Origin of the sequence: Variovorax sp. J22G73, assembly GCF_030317035.1 — a bacterium.
Classification (GTDB): Bacteria; Pseudomonadota; Gammaproteobacteria; order Burkholderiales; family Burkholderiaceae_C; genus Variovorax.
Map to the genome: position 1 here is coordinate 509,128 of NZ_JASZYK010000001.1, position 17,303 is coordinate 526,430.

Annotated in this window: 15 protein-coding genes and 1 riboswitch; of the genes, 10 read left to right on the forward strand and 5 right to left on the reverse strand. The window is 68.0% G+C overall.

What is annotated here, in order from left to right; genetic code table 11:
• The first annotated feature begins 160 nt into the window (after positions 1–160).
• Positions 161–721, forward strand: coding sequence for a nucleoside 2-deoxyribosyltransferase (locus tag QTI51_RS02280; protein WP_116908347.1), 561 nt, complete (start codon positions 161–163; stop codon positions 719–721).
• Here the strand turns inward: QTI51_RS02280 and QTI51_RS02285 are convergent.
• Positions 711–1,121 carry an Imm70 family immunity protein gene (locus QTI51_RS02285; RefSeq protein ID WP_116908346.1) on the reverse strand — a complete coding sequence of 137 codons (411 nt, stop codon included), beginning with the start codon at positions 1,119–1,121 and terminating at the stop codon, positions 711–713. The two genes, QTI51_RS02280 and QTI51_RS02285, sit on opposite strands and share 11 nt — an antisense overlap.
• A gap of 146 nt (positions 1,122–1,267) precedes the next feature.
• Between QTI51_RS02285 and QTI51_RS02290 the strand changes: the two genes are divergently transcribed.
• A complete protein-coding gene (locus tag QTI51_RS02290; RefSeq protein WP_116908345.1) occupies positions 1,268–2,143 on the forward strand; it encodes an alpha/beta hydrolase in 876 nt (291 codons plus the stop codon).
• 43 nt (positions 2,144–2,186) lie between these two features.
• Here QTI51_RS02290 and QTI51_RS02295 read toward each other — a convergent pair whose 3' ends face one another.
• Positions 2,187–3,200 carry an AraC family transcriptional regulator gene (locus QTI51_RS02295; RefSeq protein WP_116908344.1) on the reverse strand — a complete coding sequence of 338 codons (1,014 nt, stop codon included), beginning with the start codon at positions 3,198–3,200 and terminating at the stop codon, positions 2,187–2,189.
• A 236-nt stretch (positions 3,201–3,436) separates the two neighbouring features.
• On the opposite strand from QTI51_RS02295, the gene QTI51_RS02300 reads away from it, so the two are divergent.
• Positions 3,437–4,321 carry a response regulator transcription factor gene (locus QTI51_RS02300; protein ID WP_286513009.1) on the forward strand — a complete coding sequence of 295 codons (885 nt, stop codon included), beginning with the start codon at positions 3,437–3,439 and terminating at the stop codon, positions 4,319–4,321.
• Positions 4,322–4,362: 41 nt separating this feature from the next.
• On the opposite strand, the gene QTI51_RS02305 is transcribed toward QTI51_RS02300, so the two are convergent.
• From QTI51_RS02305 to QTI51_RS02315, 3 genes are all read right to left on the reverse strand, one after another.
• The gene (locus tag QTI51_RS02305; RefSeq protein WP_116908343.1) at positions 4,363–4,719 is read right to left on the reverse strand and encodes a DUF1161 domain-containing protein; all 357 of its coding nucleotides are present in this window, start codon (positions 4,717–4,719) and stop codon (positions 4,363–4,365) included.
• Between the two features lie 136 nt (positions 4,720–4,855).
• Positions 4,856–7,087 carry an NADP-dependent isocitrate dehydrogenase gene (locus QTI51_RS02310; protein ID WP_116908342.1) on the reverse strand — a complete coding sequence of 744 codons (2,232 nt, stop codon included), beginning with the start codon at positions 7,085–7,087 and terminating at the stop codon, positions 4,856–4,858.
• 195 nt (positions 7,088–7,282) lie between these two features.
• Positions 7,283–7,933: an ABC transporter ATP-binding protein gene (locus tag QTI51_RS02315; RefSeq protein WP_116908341.1), complete on the reverse strand. Its 651-nt coding sequence runs from the start codon at positions 7,931–7,933 to the stop codon at positions 7,283–7,285.
• A gap of 88 nt (positions 7,934–8,021) precedes the next feature.
• Here QTI51_RS02315 and QTI51_RS02320 point away from each other — a divergent pair, with 88 nt between their 5' ends.
• The 7 genes from QTI51_RS02320 to QTI51_RS02350 all read left to right on the forward strand — a co-directional run bounded on the left by QTI51_RS02320 (position 8,022) and on the right by QTI51_RS02350 (position 17,297).
• On the forward strand, positions 8,022–8,855 hold the full coding sequence (locus QTI51_RS02320) for a hypothetical protein (RefSeq protein WP_116908568.1): 834 nt from the start codon (positions 8,022–8,024) through the stop codon (positions 8,853–8,855).
• 153 nt (positions 8,856–9,008) lie between these two features.
• Positions 9,009–9,133: riboswitch (glycine riboswitch) on the forward strand.
• 166 nt (positions 9,134–9,299) lie between these two features.
• Positions 9,300–10,883 carry an ABC transporter substrate-binding protein gene (locus QTI51_RS02325; protein ID WP_286513007.1) on the forward strand — a complete coding sequence of 528 codons (1,584 nt, stop codon included), beginning with the start codon at positions 9,300–9,302 and terminating at the stop codon, positions 10,881–10,883.
• A gap of 28 nt (positions 10,884–10,911) precedes the next feature.
• On the forward strand, positions 10,912–11,853 hold the full coding sequence (locus tag QTI51_RS02330) for an ABC transporter permease (protein WP_116908339.1): 942 nt from the start codon (positions 10,912–10,914) through the stop codon (positions 11,851–11,853).
• Positions 11,854–11,897: 44 nt separating this feature from the next.
• Entirely contained in the window at positions 11,898–12,857 is a 960-nt protein-coding gene (locus QTI51_RS02335; RefSeq protein WP_116908338.1) for an ABC transporter permease, read from the forward strand.
• A gap of 3 nt (positions 12,858–12,860) precedes the next feature.
• On the forward strand, positions 12,861–14,480 hold the full coding sequence (locus QTI51_RS02340; protein WP_116908337.1) for a dipeptide ABC transporter ATP-binding protein: 1,620 nt from the start codon (positions 12,861–12,863) through the stop codon (positions 14,478–14,480).
• 53 nt (positions 14,481–14,533) lie between these two features.
• Positions 14,534–16,036 (forward strand): M81 family metallopeptidase, encoded by a 1,503-nt coding sequence (locus QTI51_RS02345; protein ID WP_116908336.1) that lies wholly within the window; start codon positions 14,534–14,536, stop codon positions 16,034–16,036.
• A 109-nt stretch (positions 16,037–16,145) separates the two neighbouring features.
• Complete coding sequence (locus QTI51_RS02350; protein ID WP_286513002.1) at positions 16,146–17,297, forward strand: M20 aminoacylase family protein; 1,152 nt, start codon at positions 16,146–16,148, stop codon at positions 17,295–17,297.
• Positions 17,298–17,303: the final 6 nt, after the last annotated feature.

Here is a 17,303-nt window from a genome sequence, read left to right on the forward strand (position 1 = left end):
AGTGCTTTCGGCCTCGCGGCGGCGCACCCGCGCGGCGGCACGGGCTGCGCGCGCCTCGAGCGAACTTCTTGCCCGATTCGCTGGAGAAATTGCACGCTCCTCGCCTCGCGCCGACGCGTTCGTGTTGAGCGCAGACCCGAAATCGAAGATGCTCTGGCGGATGGACGAAACCCTTCACGCACCCCAGCGCCCGCGCATCTACCTGGCCGGCCCCGACGTCTTTCGTCCCGATGCAAGGGAGCACTTCGTGCGGCTCGCGGCGGCCTGCGATGCGCTCGGCCTCGCGGCCCTGCTGCCCGCCGACGGCAACCAGCCGCAAAGCTCGGAAGCCCCCGAAAAGCAGATCTACGAAGCCAACATGCAGCGCCTGCGTGGGGCCGACGGCGTGGTGGCCAACCTGGCGTCGTTCAGGGGCCTGGAGCCCGATTCGGGCACGGTGTTCGAGGTGGGGGCCGCCGTGGCCCTGGGCATTCCCGTCGCGGCCTACGGCGTGCCCGAAGGCAGCTACGCGGACCGCGCGCAGGCCGCGCTGCCGTGCGGCAAGGACGCGGGCGGCGTGCTGCGCGAAAGCGCGACCGGCATCGCCGTCGAAGACTTCGGCCAGCAGCTGAACCTGATGCTGGCCTGCTCGATCCACATCGAGCCGACGCCGGAGGCGGCGCTGCGCAAGATGGTCGCGCTACTCACGGAATTGCGGGCCGAACCGCAGGTCAGGCGATGACGGCGTCGCGCTGTTCGCGCGCCGATGCGGCCAGCGCTTCGTCGAGCACCGAGAACACATCGCGTCCGCTGCTCGACACGAAGTAGTTTGCCAGGCTGGTGATGCTCGGCGCGATGTTCGTGCCCCATGGCGGGCGGGCCGCGCGGTCTTCGATGTCCCACACCACCTGCGAGGGCGCGATGGGCGCCAGCGTGGCTTTCGCGTCGCGCAATTCCGCCAGGGCCGCGGGTGCATCCGCGAAGGCGAGTCGACCGCCGTAGAGCCCGTTCATCAGGTGCAGAAGCCGCGTGCCCCAGCCCTCGGGCTCGCAATGGGCGCTCAGGGTCGAGAAGAAGGCGTGCACGAAGCTGGGCGCGCCCAGCTCGGCGGTGGTTGAACCTGCGGTGATGCCGATGGCCATGGGCTTGTCGTCCTTCGTGGAGTGGCTGTCTGTTGGGGCGACTGTAGCGACGAGCGCGCCCCCAAGCTGGAAACCCCTGATGCCCGCGCCCGCCACCGCGGCCTACGATGGCAACCCCTCTTTCAACCCGACCACCGGAGCACCGAATGCCGATCACCGAGACCCACTTCGACCTGCGCGCCAACGACGGCGTCACGGTGGAGGCCCACCGCTGGCAAGGCGCCACGCAGCGCGCCGTGGTGCAGCTGGCGCACGGCATGGGCGAGCATTCGCTGCGCTACCGGCACCTGGCCGAATCGCTGGTGCAGGCCGGCTACGTTGTGTATTCGAACGAGCACCGCGGCCACGGCAAGGGCGCGTCCGAACGCGGCGAGCTGGGCGAGTTCGGCCCGCGCGGTTTCGCCGGGCTGGTGGACGACATGGCGCTGCTGAGCCGCCACGTGCGCGGCGTGCACCCGGGGCTGCCGCTGATCCTGCTGGGCCACAGCATGGGCTCCTTCGCCACGCAGTACTACCTGGTGAAGCACAGCGAGCTGCTCTCCGGCGCGGTGCTCTCGGGCACCTCGGCGCTCGACCTGCTGGGCGCCGCCTTGCAGTCGGGCTTCAGGCTCGAGGACATGAACGCCGCCTTGCCCGAGGTGCGCACGCCCTTCGACTGGCTCAGCCGCGACCCGGCCCAGGTCGACGCCTACATCGCCGATCCGCTGTGCGGCTTCACGGTGTCGGCCGAAGGCATGGGCTCGATGTTCGCGAACCTGGCCGAGCTGACGCCCGAGGCGATGCGCGCGCGCATCCGGCCCGAACTGCCGCTGTACCTGTTCGTGGGCGACGAGGACCCGGTGAGCAACAAGGCCGAGTGGTTCTATCCGCTGGTGCAGCGCTACCGGGCGGCGGGGCTGCGCGACGTGTCGTGCCACGTGTTCGGCGGCGCGCGTCACGAGACGCTGAACGAGACCAACCGCGACGAGGTCGAGGCGGTGCTGCTGGCCTGGATCGCGCGGGTGGTGGGGCAACGCGGCTGACGCGCAAGGCGCCGCTCTCTCGCCGCCGCTGTTCTTCTACCCTCTATGTAGCCCTGGCCGAACTCGCCCTGAACTCCTGCGGCGACATGTCGTACGCGCGGCGAAAGGCCCGCGTGAAATCCGACGGGCTCTTGAAGCCGACGCCATAGGCCACGTCGGTCACCATCAGGTGCGGGTAGCGCGCCAGGTCGTCGGCCGCGTGCTGCAGCCGCAGGTGGCGGATGTACGCGCCCAGCCCGCCTTCGTGCTGGAACATCCGGTACAGCGTGGGCCGCGGCAGGTGCAGCGCCGCCAGCACCAGCTCGGGCGTGAGTTCGGCGCGGTGCAGGTTGGCCTGCACGTAGCGGCGCACCTGGCCGAACATGGCCGCGCGCGCCGCGGCGCGGGCACCGCCGCTCAGGCGCGCTTCCTTGCCGAAGCCGGCCAGCAGCAGCTCGGCGCTGGCGCGCACGGCGCTCTGCGCCGCGGGGGCGCTCAGGTGCGCAATGTCGCGGCCCAGCGCCTCGACCTGGGCCAGGGCCAGGCGCGCCAGCGGCGTGTCGGGCTGCATCGCGCGCGCGTGGATGGCCATCGGGTCCGGAAAGACTTCTTCCACCAGCGAGCCGGGCACGAAGAAGGTCAGCACGCGGCAGTCGTTGCGCTGCATGCGCACAGGCTGGCCCATGTCGAGCGCCAGCACTTTCGCCGACGACGGTTCATCTTTGCCGCGCGGCGATGAACGCACGCTCACGTCCTGCACATCTCCTTCCAGGAACACATGGAAGGCGAAGTTGCGCACGCTGTCGGTGGAAATGCGCGCCAGCGAGCGCTCCAGCCGCATGGCGTCGGAGCGGCAGTCGGTGAAGACGATGTCGCCGACCTGGTAGCGGTCGATAGCCGCTTGAAAGGGCTGGCCGGTGTCGTCGCCGGCCGGCTGCACGTCCATGACATGCCCCACGCGCTCGCGCCAGGCCTGCAGCCGCTGGGCCGGCGGCTGGGCCGACACGTCGAAATGGCTGCAGGGGAGGCCGTTGGCGAACGGGGTTCGCAGGCCGGTTCCGAGGTCGAGTTGGCCCATCAAAAAGTGCGTGGAAACGGCTTTGGGCCTGTCATTGAACGGACAAATAAGACAAAAGTGCCAATAAATCCCGCAAAACGACCGGATTCTCTCAAGAACTGAGACGCACGGTCAAGCCCGCCCGGCGCCCGAAAGCACGCTTGCGGCTGAGGTGGTTGCAAGGCCACGACCAAGGGATCTGCGCCCCGAAGGGCGCAATGCAGTCACTGACCGTTTTCGAGCGAATGAAGGCGTCCATGTCCAGAGCAAGAATCCAGCGGGTTGCCACGCAGCTGGGAAGCAGCAATCGCACCGTTTCGACCGTTCGCCTCGTGCTGGAGGCAAAGCCCTTGTTCACGCCCGCGCGCCGGCCGGCGAGTTACACGGCGGCCCGCGGCACCATTTCCCGGCGCAGCCTGGTCGTGAAGCGCCGGGGCGCGCAGGCGCGTGTCGCCGCGCTGCGGGAGCGGTCGCGGCGGATCGACCAGTTGTGCGTGCTGGCCTCGCCTGTGCAGGCGCTGCCGAACCCTTCGGTGCAGGAGGCCGCGCCCCTGTGCGGCAGCGCCATGCGCGACAGCGGCGAGGCGCTGGTGCGCTCGATCGGCGACGACGTGCAGCCTGTCAACTCGGCCGTCGCCGCCGCGGCGGTGGGCGCGCTTTTTTCCGATTCGAACGAGGTGGAGCTCGCCTTCCTGATGCGACTGATCGCCGAGGGCGACACGGCCACCGCGTCGCGCATCGCGCACCGCATCGTGGAGGCCAAGAGGGATGGGCACGACCTGCCTGGCGGCATGCAAGCGGTGCATGCCGAGGCTGGCACCGACGCCGCACCGCCGAAGATGCGCTGGGCCGAGCCGACGCAGAAGAAGACGCCGGCCGTCCCCGCCAAGCCACGGCGCACGCCTTCGCCCGCGGGGTCGGACCATGCACGGGGCGCGCTGTCGCCGCGCGAGCTCAACGTGCTGCGGCTGATTTCACAGGGGCTCAGCAACCGCGAGATTGCCGAGTCGAGCTACCGCTCGCTGCACACGGTGGACGCGCAGGTGAAGAACATCTACCGCAAGCTGGCCGTGAACTCGCGCGCGCAGGCGGTGCGCGAGGCCATGCAGAAGGGGCTGATCAACCTGGAAGCCTGCGGCTAGCGCACTGCGGGCTTGAACTCGGGCTCGGGCTTGGGCCCGGGCTACTTCTTGCAGTTGCCGCCGCGGGAGACGGTGCCGTCCTTGCATTCGGTGAGCATGGCGCCGTCGGATGAAGGCGACGGTGACGGCGGCACGGTGGCCGTGCCCCGGTCGGGCCCGGCGTCTTTCTCGTAGACGATCTTCTTGCTGCCGAGCTCGCAGCTGCCCACCACCTGTCCGTTGGCCGATGCGCTGGCATCGATCACGGTGACGGTGAAGCGCGCCACGCCAGCGGCGGCGATCTTCGATTCGATCTGGGTGCGCAGCGCGTCGCAGCTTTCGGCGCCATGGGCCGGCGCGGCCACGGTCGCCGCAATGCCGGCCAGGGCCAGCGCGAGGGGAAGCAAGCGGTGTTTCATGGAGGGCCTGCCTTGCATGGCGTTGGAGGGGGAAACAGTCTAGTCCCGCTCCGGCCCGCCGTGCACCCCTTGCGCAAGGGGTGCACGGGGAGGCGAGGGGGCAAGCCCCGCGCCTCCGGGTGGTATCGACCCTGTATCAGGCCGATGCCAGCGTCGCGTTGAGCGTTGCGCTCGGACGCATCACGGCCGCGAACTTCTCCGGGTCGGCCAGGTAGTAGCCGCCGATGTCCACGGCCTTGCCTTGCACGGCCGCGAGCTCGTCGACGATCTTCTTCTCGTTGGCCGTGAGCGTCTCGGCCAGCTTCTTGAACTTGGCCTGCAGCTCGGTGTCGTCGGTCTGCGCGGCCAGTTCCTGGGCCCAGTACATGGCCAGGTAGAACTGGCTGCCGCGGTTGTCCAGCTGACCCGTCTTGGGGGACGGGTTCTTGTTGTTGTCCAGCAGCTTGCCGGTGGCGGTGTCCAGCGTCTTGGCCAGGATGGCGGCCTGCTTGTTGCCGGTCTTCAGGCCCAGGTCTTCCAGGCTCACGGCCAGCGCCAGGAATTCGCCCAGCGAGTCCCAGCGCAGGTGGTTTTCTTCCACCAGCTGCTGCACGTGCTTGGGGGCCGAGCCGCCCGCGCCGGTCTCGTACAGGCCGCCGCCGGCCATCAGCGGCACGATCGACAGCATCTTGGCCGAGGTGCCCAGTTCCATGATGGGGAACAGGTCGGTCAGGTAGTCGCGCAGGATGTTGCCGGTGGCGCTGATGGTGTCCAGCCCGCGGACCACGCGTTCCAGCGTGTAGCGCATGGCGCGCACCTGGCTCATGATCTGGATGTCCAGGCCCGAGGTGTTGTGCTCGTGCAGGTACATCTTGACCTTGGTGATCAGCTGCGCTTCGTGCGGGCGGTAGGCGTCCAGCCAGAACACCACCGGCATGCCCGAGTTGCGCGCACGCGTGACGGCCAGCTTGACCCAGTCGCGAATGGCGGCGTCCTTCACCTGGCACATGCGCCAGATGTCGCCTTGCTCCACGTTCTCGCTCATCAGCACTTCGCCGGTGTCCAGGTCGGTGATGTTGGCGACGCCGTCTTCGGCAATCTCGAAGGTCTTGTCGTGCGAACCGTATTCCTCGGCCTTCTGGGCCATGAGGCCGACGTTGGGCACCGTGCCCATGGTCTTGGGATCGAAGGCGCCGTGCCACTTGCAGAAGTTGATGATCTCCTGGTAGATGCGGGCGAAGGTCGATTCGGGCATCACGGCCTTCACGTCCTTCAGGCGGCCGTCGGCGCCCCACATCTTGCCGCCGTTGCGGATCATGGCGGGCATCGAGGCGTCCACGATCACGTCGTTGGGCGAATGGAAGTTAGTGATGCCCTTGGCCGAGTCGACCATGGCCAGCTCGGGGCGGTTCTCGTGGCAGGCGTGCAGGTCGCGCTTGATCTCGTCCTGCGTGCTCTGCGGCAGCGCGGCGATCTTGGTGTACAGGTCGACCATGCCGTTGTTGACGTTGATGCCCAGCTCGTCGAACAGCTTGCCGTGCTTCTCGAAGGCTTCCTTGTAGAAGATCTTCACGCAGTGGCCGAACACGATGGGGTGCGACACCTTCATCATGGTCGCCTTGACGTGCAGCGAGAACATCACGCCGGTCTTGTGCGCGTCCTCGATCTCCTTTTCATAGAAGGCCAGCAGCGCCTTCTTGCTCATGAACATGGAGTCGATGACCTCGCGGTCGAGCAGCGCGACCTTGGGCTTGAGCACGATGGTCTTGCCGCTCTTGGTGATCAGCTCCATCTTCACGTTGCGCGCGCGGTCCAGCGTCATGGACTTTTCGCCGTGGTAGAAGTCGCCGCCGTGCATGTGCGAGACGTGCGAGCGCGAGGCCTGGCTCCAGTCGGCCATGCTGTGCGGGTTCTTGCGGGCGTATTCCTTGACGGCCTTGGGCGCGCGGCGGTCGGAGTTGCCTTCGCGCAGCACCGGGTTCACCGCGCTGCCGGTGCACTTGTTGTAGCGCACGCGAATGTCCTTGTCTTCGTCGCTGGTCGGGTTCTCGGGGTAGTCGGGAATCTTGTAGCCCTTGCCCTGCAGTTCCTTGATGGCCGACTTCAGCTGCGACACCGAGGCGCTGATGTTCGGCAGCTTGATGATGTTGGCGTCGGCCTGCAGCGTGAGCTTGCCGAGTTCGGTGAGGTTGTCGGGCACTTTCTGCGCGTCGCTCAGGAATTCGGGGAATTCGCCCAGGATGCGGGCGGCCACGGAGATGTCGCTCGTGGTGACGTTGATGCCGGCCGGGTTGGTGAAGGCGCGGATGATGGGCAAAAACGCGTAGGTCGCCAGCAGGGGCGCCTCGTCGGTGAGGGTGTAGACGATGGTGGGTTGCTTCGAGCTCATGCGCTTGCTTCCGTAGATGCTGGTTGTCGGGTTGGCTGGAAATCTTCAGGCGGGATCAAACCGCCGGAATCCGTGATTGTCACCCGTCGGGGCCCGGTTCGGCCCGCCATGGGTGCGATCACCCCCACGAGGGGGCTTGTCAATGGGGGTTGCGAAGGGATTGCGCAGGGCCGCAGGGGTGCGGGGTCTGGCGCTTCAGCGCAGCGGCAGGCTGATGGTGGCTGCCAGCGGCACGGCGTCGATGTGCTCGGCGCTGGCCACCACGAAGGCCCGCCCGGTGGCCGGCCCCGCGAGTTCGCCCAGCGAACGCCACAGGCAGCGCACCGAGCCCGCATCCAGCGCCGCGGTGGGCTCGTCCAACAGCACCAGCGGGCGGCTCGAGGCCAGCGCCGCGGCCAGCCACACCTTGCGCTTGGAGCCGGTCGACAGCATGAACATCGACTTTTCCAGGTGCGGCGTGAGCGAAAAGCCCTCGACCAGCGCCTGCCACCGTGCCTCCTCGAAGCCCGCGTCGCCCTCGCGCAGCGCGGCGGTGCAGGCGTGCACCGTGCCCTGGTCGAAGCGGTCGGTGGACGGGTCGACGAAGAACACGTTGCGCCGGTATGCCTCGGGCGCGGCGGCGAGGCTGGCGCCGGCCACCGTCAGGCCGCCCCTGGCCGGGAGCGCGCCCGCGATGACCTGGAGCAGCGCCGTCTTGCCGGCCCCCGTGTCGCCGTACAGCAGCGTGACGCCGGGGCCGACGCGGGCGCTCCAGTTCGAGGCGATGGCCGGCTGGTCGGGGTAGGCGAAGCCGAGCGCGTCGATCTGCAGGACGGGGGAAGAGGGAGCGGAGCTGGATGGGTTCATGGTCGCGGGCGACTTTATCAAGCGCTCGCGCGGCGTGGGCATGCAAACCTCCGACGCGAATTGCGATGCGTGGCTACCATTCGGCTCCATGAAAAAACTGCTCACCGCCGGTTTCCTCGCGTCGCTCACCTTGGCGCTCATGGCGGGCCCCGCGCTCGCCGCACCGGCCGCGCCCACCGCGCAGGTGTTCGATGCCGTGAACAAGCCCGAGGCGCTCGACCCGCAATGGCGCGTCCGGTTGTGCGCCTTGCTGCCGCAGCCCTGCGACGTGCAGCAGATCGGCCTGTACCTCCCGCGCGGCGCCACGCCCGGCGACTACGTGGTGCTCTCCGCCGAGCCGCTGGTCATGGCGCGCGTGAAGCGAAGCACCGACGCCAAGGGATGGCAGCTCACCACGCTGAACGATTTTTCCGCCTATGCCGACGCGCTGAAGAAAGACGGCGCCGAAGGCTCCGGCCCGCGCGACATGCGCCTGTCGCTCGCGCCCGCGCTCTACCCGACGGCCGAGGGCAAGTGGGCGGTGGCCGTGCTGCAGACCGTGTCGGAGATGTACTCGGGCGGCGGCGCGTCGTTCGACACGGCGGACTTCGTGCCGCTCGAACGCGAACGTGAAGGCGAGGGCGAAGGCAAGGCGGGGAGTGCCGTGCAGCGCGGCATTCCCTTCTCGTGCTTCAAGATGATCCGCGCCTGCTTCAGCGAGAAGGACTACAAGACCTCCAAGCATTGCCACGACGAAAGCAACGGCAGCCTGCGCATCGCGTACGGCCAGGCGGCCAAGCCCGGCGCGCCGTACGACTGGCAGTACACGTGGCTGCAGAGCGAGTGGCCGCAGGGCGAGCCGCAGCGCGCCACCACCACCTCGCGCATCCGCTTCACCGCGAAGACGACCGAACGCGCGGACTTCTGCGGCGGCCCGCAGTAGACGTTGACTGCGGCGCAGCTTTCTCGCGGATTGCTGCTTTTGGCACGCAATCTGCTTTGAGAAGTTGATCCAGGAGAAATGCCGGCCCGATGCGTCGAGTTAGTGCATTACCGAAGGCGACAGCCCATAACGCTCAGGTCCCAAGACTGGATTTTTACTGACGCTGGAGAGCGCTGACCGGCCCCGTTGCACGGGCCGAGGGCAGCCGCCGAAGGGGCAAGCCCTGTGCGATGTGCGCGCAGGGTGAATCTCTCAGGCAAAAGGACAGCAGGGGCACACCGCGCATTGCGTGCGGCGTGTCCTTGTTCGCTTCCGGAGCCGCTTTTTTCCATGACCTGTTTTCCGCAACGCCGCCAGGCAGCCACGCTGCCACGCCGCATGCAGTACGTGTGCCGCGGCGTTGCGCGTGTTCGCGCCTTTCTTTTTCAACCGGAGAACTGATCCATGCTGACGAAACGACAACTGAAAGCCATGTTCGCGGGCGCGTTGCTGGCCACGGCCGCCGCCGCCGCCTTCGCGCAGGACGCAGGCAAGGTGCTGCGCCTGGTGCCGCAGTCCGACCTGAAGATCCTCGACCCGATCTGGACCACCGCCTTCGTCACGCGCAACCACGGCTACATGGTGTACGACACGCTGTTCGGCGTGGACGAGCAGGGCAAGGTGCATCCGCAGATGGTCGACAAGTACACCACCAGCCCCGACGGAAAAACCTGGACCTTCACGCTGCGCAAGAGCCTGGTCTTTCATGACGGCAAGCCCGTCACGTCCGAGGACGTCATCGCCTCGCTGAAGCGCTGGGGCCAGCGCGACGGCCTGGGCCAGAAGATGTTCACCGCGCTGGACAAGGCCGAGGCGGTGGACGCCAACACCTTCAGGCTGGTGTTCAAGGACAGCTTCGGCATGGTGCTCGACGCGCTGAGCAAGCCCTCTTCGAACCCGCCTTTCATCATGCCCGCGCGCGTGGCCGCCACGCCCGCCGACAAGCAGATCGACGACGCCACCGGCTCCGGCCCCTACATCTTCAAGAAGGACGAGTACCGCCCCGGCGAGAAGATCGTCTACCTGAAGAACACCAAGTACGTGCCGCGCACCGAGGCCCCCTCGGGCACCGCCGGCGGCAAGAACGTGTACGTCGACCGCATGGAATGGATCGTGCTGAAAGACGCGCAAACCCAGGCCAACGCGCTGGCCAACGGCGAGGTCGACATGATCGAGTGGGTGCCCTCCGAGCAGTACACGGCGCTGAAGAACAACCCCGCCATCACCATCGACAGCCCGGTCCCCAAGGGCTCGTTCGCGCTGCACCTGAACCACTTCATTCCGCCCTTCGACAACCCGAAGATCGCGCAGGCCGCGTTCATGGCCATCAACCAGGAAGCGCTGATGCGCGCGCAACTGGTGCACAAGGAGCTCTACAACAGCTGCGCTTCCATCTACCCGTGCGGCTCGGCCTATGCCTCCGACAAGGCGAGCTACTTCACCGGCAAGCCGCAGTTCGAAAAGGCCAAGGCGCTGCTGAAGGAGGCTGGCTACGACGGCAAGCCCGTGGTGCTCATGTACCCGGCCGACTTCGCGGTGCTCAACAAGTTTCCACCGGTGATGGCGCAGCTGCTCAAGCAGGCCGGCTTCAACGTCGACATGCAGTCGATGGACTGGCCCACGCTGGTCACGCGGCGCGCCAAGAAAGACCCGGTGGCCAACGGCGGCTGGAACCTGTTCATCACCGGCTGGGGCATCGCCGACAACATGAACCCGATGTTCTTCGCACCGCTGACCGGCAACGGCGAGAAGGGCTGGTTCGGCTGGGCCACCGACGACAAGCTGGAGCAGCTGAAGTCGGAGCTTCTCGCCACGGCCGACGAGCCCAAGAGGAAGGAACTGGCCACGGCCATCCAGCAGCGCGTGTACGACACCGGCATCTACGCGCCCATTGGTGAATACAAGCCGCTCACGGCCTACCGCAAGGGCGTGGTGAGCGGGCTGGTGCGCTCGCCGGTGGGTGTGTTCTGGAACCTGAAGAAGAACTGATCGCGCACGCCACTCACGGAACCGCCCCATGCTGCTTTTTCTCGCACGCCGCATTCTGTCGACCGTGCCGGTGCTCGTCATCGTCGCGCTCATCGTGTTCCTGATGCTGCGGCTCGCGCCCGGCGACCCCGCGGCCGCCATCGTGGGCGACAGCGGCACCAGCGAGAACATCGCCAAGGTGCGCGAGCAGCTGGGGCTCAACCAGTCGCTGCCGGTGCAGTTCTTCCACTGGAGCGCGCAGCTGCTGCAGGGCAACCTGGGCGAGTCGTACTTCATGAAGAAGACGGTGGCCGAGCTGATCGGCCAGCGCATCGAGGCCACGGTGTCGCTGGCGGCGGTGACGCTGGTGGTCACCATCCTCATCGCGGTGCCGCTGGGGGTGATCGCTGCGTGGCGGCATGGCGGCTGGCTGGACCGCATGCTGATGGGTTTCTCGGTGATGGGTTTTTCCATTCCGGCCTTCGTCATCGGCTACGTGCTCATCTGGATCTTCGCGCTGCATCTTCAGTGGCTGCCGGTGCAGGGCTACGCGCGCCTGAGCCAGGGGCCGCTGCTGTGGCTCAAGCACCTGGTATTGCCGTCGATCACGCTGTCGGTCATCTACGTGGCGCTGATCGCGCGCGTCACCCGCGCCGCGGTGGCCGAGGCCATGACCGAGGACTACATCCGCACCGCGCGCGCCAAGGGCATTTCGGAAAAGCGCCTGCTCATGCGCCATGCGCTGGCCAACGCGGCGATTCCCATCGTCACGGTGATCGGCATCGGCATCGCGCTGCTCATCGGCGGCGTGGTGGTCACCGAAACGGTGTTCGCCATCCCGGGGCTCGGGCAGCTCACGGTCGATGCGGTGCTGTCGCGCGACTTTCCGCTCATCCAGGGCATCACGCTGTTCTTCTCGGTCATCTACGTGCTCATCAATCTGCTGATCGATGTGAGCTACCTGGTGTTCGACCCACGCATCCGGTACTGAAGTCACCGAACCATGGAACCACGGAACCGCCCCGAACAAACGCCATGACAGATTCATCTCTTTCCCTTTCACCCGATGCACCCGATGCACCCGATGCCGCCGCGGAAACATTGCCGCCGCCCCGGCGCCGCTCGCTGCCCAAGCGCATCCTGGCCAACTGGTCGGTGCGCGCGGGCGGCAGCGTGCTGGTGCTGCTGGTGCTCATGTCGCTGGCCGCGCCCTGGCTGGGCACCATCGACCCCACGGCCATCGACCCCGGCAGCTCGAACATCCTGCCGGGCACGCGCGGCGAGTTCAACAGCCTGGCCGGCGACACCTTCGAGCATCTGTTCGTCATGGGCACCGACAGCCTGGGGCGCGACATCTGGAGCCGCACGCTGTACGGCGCGCGCGTGTCGCTCACCGTGGGCATCGCGGTGGCCGCGCTGGCCATGGTGTTCGGCATGCTCGTGGGGCTGCTGGGCGGCTACTTCAGGCGCATCGACAGCGTGCTCATGCGGCTGATGGACGGCGTCATGGCCATTCCCGGCATCCTGTTCGCGATCAGCCTGGTGGCGCTGTTCGGCGGCAAGCTGCTCACGGTGGTGGTGGCCATTGCGGTGCCCGAGATTCCGCGCGTGGCGCGGCTGGTGCGCTCGGTGGTGCTCACGGTGCGCGAGGAGCCGTACGTGGAGGCGGCCATTGCGCTGGACACGCCCGCCTGGAAAATCTTGGTGCGCCACATTCTGCCGAACGCGATTGCGCCGCTCATCATCCAGGCGACCTATGTGTGCGCCTCGGCGATATTGGTCGAGGCCATTCTGTCGTTTCTGGGCGTGGGCCTGCCGGCGGACATGGCGACCTGGGGAAACATCATGGCCGAGGGCCGCGCGCAGTTCAACCAGTTCCCGCACAACGTGCTGTTCCCGGGCATCTTCCTGGCGCTCACGGTGCTGGCGGTCAACATCCTGGGCGACGGGCTGCGCGACACGCTCGACCCCAAGTTCAACAAGCGCGGAGGCTGAGGCATGACGAACAACGCCGCAGTTCTTTCCGTGCGCGATCTCGCCATCGCCTTGCCCCCGGGCGCCGACCGCACGCACGCGGTCGAGCACATTTCCTTCGACGTGCCGCCCGGCAAGATCGTCTGCCTGCTCGGCGAGTCGGGCTCGGGCAAGTCGGTGATCGCCAACGCGGTGATGGGCCTGCTGCCCCCGGGGCTCACGCCGGTGCGCGGCACCATCGAACTGCAGGGCGAGAACCTGCTGGCCGCGCCGCAAGCGCGGTTGCGCGCGCTGCGCGGCCCGTCGATGGCCATGGTGTTCCAGGAGCCCATGACCGCGCTCAACCCCGTGATGACCTGCGGCGCGCAGGTCGACGAAATGCTCGCCCAGCATGTGCACATGGGCGCGGCCGAGCGGCGGCAGAAGATCCTGGCCATCATGGCGCGCGTGCGGCTGCCCGAGCCCGAGCGCATCTACGCCTCGTACCCGCACCAGCTCTCGGGCGGGCAGCGCCAGCGCATCGTGATCGCGATGGCGCTCATCCTGAAGCCCGCGCTGCTGATCTGCGACGAGCCCACCACCGCGCTCGACGTGACCACGCAGGCCGAGATCCTCAAGCTCATCCTCAAGCTGCAGACCGAGAACGGCACCGCCGTGCTTTTCATCACGCACGACTTCGGCGTGGTGGCCGAGATTGCCGACGAGGTGGTGGTGCTGCAGCTGGGCGCCATGATCGAGAAGGGCGACAAGACCGCGGTGCTCACCGCGCCGCGCGAGCCCTACACGCGCATGCTGCTCGACGCGGTGCCCGAACTCTCCGCGCCCAGGCGCCCGCCCGTGGCCGACGCCTACCCGCTGCTGAACGCGGTGAAGATCTGCAAGACCTACGTCACCGGCAGCTGGCCCGGCAAGCGCCGCACGGTGAACGCGGCGCGCGACGTGACGCTGGCGGTGCGGCCAGGCGAAACCGTGGGCATCGTCGGTGAGTCGGGTTCGGGCAAGTCGACGGTGGCGCGCTGCATCGCGCGGCTGATCGACCCGAGCTCGGGCGACATCTTTGCCGACGGCCGCTCGGTGGCGCATGCCACGGGGCGCGCGCTGTCGCCGTTTCGCCGCACGGTGCAGGTGATTTTCCAGGACCCGTACCGCTCGCTGAACCCACGCCAGACCGTGGGCGCCTCCATCGTCGAAGGGCCGGTGAATTTCGGCACGCCGCACGACCAGGCCTGGGCGCGCGCCGAGGAGCTGATGCACCTGGTGCGCCTGTCGCCCGACGCGCTGCGCCGCTACCCCAGCGAGTTCTCGGGCGGGCAGCGCCAGCGCATCTCGATTGCGCGCGCGCTGGCCTGCGACCCCAAGGTGCTGATCGCCGACGAGGCGGTGTCGGCGCTGGACGTGTCGGTGCAGGCCCAGATACTGCGGCTGCTCGACGAGATCCAGCAGCGGCTGAAGATCGGCATTCTCTTCATCACCCACGACCTGCGCGTGGCCAGCCAGATCTGCGACAGCGTGCTCGTCATGAGCCAGGGTGAAATCGTGGAGCGTGGCGCGGTGAAGGACGTGTTCTTCGCACCGCAGCACGCCTACACGCGCAAACTGCTGGCTGCCGCGCCGGGGCGCGACTTCGCCTTTGCACGCAGCTAGAAATACGCAGCCAGAAATATCTTCGTTCCCACGTCCAGGAAAAAAAGGAATCCATGAAAGTCTTCATCGCCGGTTTCCAGCACGAAACCAACACCTTCGCGCCCAGCAAGGCCGACTGGGCTGCGTTCAACGCGGGCTCCAGCTTTCCGCCGTACCGGCGCGGCGCGGCCATCGTCGAGGCCTATGCGGGGCGCAACATTCCGGTGGGCGGCTTCATCGACGCGGCGCGCGAGAAGGGCTGGTCGCTGGTGCCCTCGGCCTGGGCCGGCGCCACGCCGTCCGCGCACGTGACCGAAGACGCCTTCGAGCGCATCGCCGGCGCGATCACCGAAGACCTGGCCACCGCGCTGGCCGATGGCGGCATCGACGCGGTGTACCTCGACCTGCACGGCGCGGCCGTGACCGAGCACCTGGAAGACCCCGAGGGCGAGCTCATCGCGCGCATCCGCACGCTGGTGGGGCCCGACGTGCCCATCGTCGCGAGCCTGGACCTGCACGGCAACATCACCGCGCAGATGCTGGCCGAAGCCGACGCGCTGGCCACCTACCGCACCTACCCGCACATCGACATGGCCGACACCGGCCGGCTGGCCGCCACGCTGCTGGAGCGCCGCATGGCGCGCGGCACGCGCGAGCCGCTGCATGCGCGGCGTTTCAGCTTTCTGCTGCCGCTGAACGTGCAGTCGACCATGATCGAGCCCGCCGCCTCGGTGTACGGGCTGCTGAAGGAACTCGACGCGCAGCACGATGCGGTGCTGAGCTTTGCCACCGGCTTTCCGGCGGCCGACATTGCCGAGTGCGGCCCGGTGGTGTGGGGCTACGGCGACGACGCTGGTGCGGCCGTGGCCACGCTGTACGAGCGCATCGACCAGCCGCGCTCGCAGTGGCGGCTCGACGTGCTGGAACCCCGCGTGGCGGTGGCGCGCGCGCTCGAACTGGCCGAGGGCGCAAGCCAGCCTGTGGTCATCGCCGACACGCAGGACAACCCCGGCGCGGGCGCCGACAGCAACACCACCGGCATGCTGCACGCGCTGCTGGCCGAGGGCGCGGGCAAGCGCTACCCGGGCCAGGTCGCGCTGGGGCTCATGTTCGACCCGGCGGCCGCCGCAGCGGCCCACGCGGCGGGCGTGGGCGCGCAGATCCGCATCGCGCTGGGCACCTCGGTGCCCACCTGGGGCGGGCAGTTCAGCGACGCGCCGGTGGAAGGCGTGTACACCGTCACCGCGCTCAGCGACGGGCAGGTGCAGGGCAAGGGGCCGATGTCGCGCGGCGGCACGGTGTCGCTGGGTGCCAGTGCCTGCCTGGAGATCGACGGCGTGCGCATCGCCGTGGCCAGCGGCAAGAGCCAGATGCTCGACCGCGAGTTCTTCCGCTACGTGGGCATCGAGCCCGAGGCGATGAAGGTGCTGGTGAACAAGAGCTCGGTGCACTTTCGCGCCGACTTCGCGCCCATAGCCAGCACCATCCTCGTGGCCAAGGCGCCGGGGCCGATGGCCGCCGACCCGGCCGACCTGCCGTGGACCCGGCTGCCCGCCACGATGGCGCTGCAGCCCTGAACACCGCTTCGTTCATTCCTCGGATCATTCACTTCATCCACATCACTCACTTCACTCACTTCACACAGGGCCGACGATGCCGCAGAACGCACAGCATTACCTTGAGTACATGAGAAAGCACGCCGCCGAATTCATGACGGTGCGCCAGCAGATCCACCAGAACCCCGAGCTCGGCTTCGAGGAGTTCGGCACCAGCGACCTGGTCGCCGAGCGCCTCACGGCCTGGGGCTACGAGGTGGAGCGCGGCCTGGGCGTGACCGGCCTCGTCGGGCGCCTGAAGCGCGGCGGCGGCACGCGCGCCGTCGGCCTGCGCGCCGACATGGACGCGCTGCCCATCGAGGAGAAGACCGGCCTGGCCTACCGCAGCGGACGGCCCGGCATCATGCATGCCTGCGGGCACGACGGCCACACGGCCATGCTGCTGGGCGCGGCCAAGTACCTGGCGCAGCACGGCGAGTTCTCGGGCACGCTCAACCTGATCTTCCAGCCGGCCGAAGAGGGCATGGGCGGCGCCGCGAAGATGATGGAAGACGGCCTGTTCGACAAGTACCCCTGCGACGCCGTCTACGCCATGCACAACATGCCGGGCCGCCCGCAGGGCAGCCTCGCGTTCCGCGAAGGCGCGGCCATGGCCAGCTCGGACTACGCCACCGTCACGCTCACCGGCGTGGGCGGCCACGGCGCCATGCCGCACCGCACGGCCGACCCGATCGTGGCGGCGTCCAGCATCGTGATGGCGCTGCAGACCATCGTGTCGCGCAACGCCGATCCGCAGCAGATGGCCATCGTCACCGTGGGCGCCATCCACGCGGGCAAGGCCAACAACGTGATCCCCGAGACCTGCACGCTGGAGATCAGCGTGCGCTCGCTCGACCGCGAAGTGCGCGTGCTGCTGGAAAAGCGGCTGAAGGCCATCGTCAACGCGCAGGCCGAGAGCTTCGGCGTGAAGGCGCAGGTGGACTATCGCCGGGGCTACGCGGTGCTGGTGAACACGCCGGAAGAAACCGAGTTCGCGCGCCGCATCGGCTACGAACTGGTGGGCGAGGCGCATGTGGAGGCGCAGGCCGCCGCCGTCACGGGCAGCGAAGACTTCGCCTTCATGCTCGAGAAGAAGCCCGGCTGCTACCTGTTCATCGGCAACGGCGCCGCGGGCCAGCATGGCGGCTGCATGGTGCACAACCCGGGCTACGACTTCAACGACAGCAACCTGCCGATCGGCGCGGCCTACTGGGCGCTGCTGGCGGAGACGTACCTGCAGTAGAGAGAA

Coding starts and splice junctions, on each gene's coding strand:
- QTI51_RS02320 (WP_116908568.1), top strand. CDS start 8,022: ATGAAAAAACTGCTCACCGCCGGTTTCCTCGCGTCGCTCACCTTGGCG.
- QTI51_RS02335 (WP_116908338.1), top strand. CDS start 11,898: ATGACAGATTCATCTCTTTCCCTTTCACCCGATGCACCCGATGCACCC.
- QTI51_RS02350 (WP_286513002.1), top strand. CDS start 16,146: ATGAGAAAGCACGCCGCCGAATTCATGACGGTGCGCCAGCAGATCCAC.
- QTI51_RS02310 (WP_116908342.1), bottom strand. CDS start 7,087: ATGAGCTCGAAGCAACCCACCATCGTCTACACCCTCACCGACGAGGCG.
- QTI51_RS02345 (WP_116908336.1), top strand. CDS start 14,534: ATGAAAGTCTTCATCGCCGGTTTCCAGCACGAAACCAACACCTTCGCG.
- QTI51_RS02315 (WP_116908341.1), bottom strand. CDS start 7,933: ATGAACCCATCCAGCTCCGCTCCCTCTTCCCCCGTCCTGCAGATCGAC.
- QTI51_RS02330 (WP_116908339.1), top strand. CDS start 10,912: ATGCTGCTTTTTCTCGCACGCCGCATTCTGTCGACCGTGCCGGTGCTC.
- QTI51_RS02290 (WP_116908345.1), top strand. CDS start 1,268: ATGCCGATCACCGAGACCCACTTCGACCTGCGCGCCAACGACGGCGTC.
- QTI51_RS02285 (WP_116908346.1), bottom strand. CDS start 1,121: ATGGCCATCGGCATCACCGCAGGTTCAACCACCGCCGAGCTGGGCGCG.
- QTI51_RS02295 (WP_116908344.1), bottom strand. CDS start 3,200: ATGGGCCAACTCGACCTCGGAACCGGCCTGCGAACCCCGTTCGCCAAC.
- QTI51_RS02280 (WP_116908347.1), top strand. CDS start 161: ATGGACGAAACCCTTCACGCACCCCAGCGCCCGCGCATCTACCTGGCC.
- QTI51_RS02340 (WP_116908337.1), top strand. CDS start 12,861: ATGACGAACAACGCCGCAGTTCTTTCCGTGCGCGATCTCGCCATCGCC.
- QTI51_RS02300 (WP_286513009.1), top strand. CDS start 3,437: ATGTCCAGAGCAAGAATCCAGCGGGTTGCCACGCAGCTGGGAAGCAGC.
- QTI51_RS02305 (WP_116908343.1), bottom strand. CDS start 4,719: ATGAAACACCGCTTGCTTCCCCTCGCGCTGGCCCTGGCCGGCATTGCG.
- QTI51_RS02325 (WP_286513007.1), top strand. CDS start 9,300: ATGCTGACGAAACGACAACTGAAAGCCATGTTCGCGGGCGCGTTGCTG.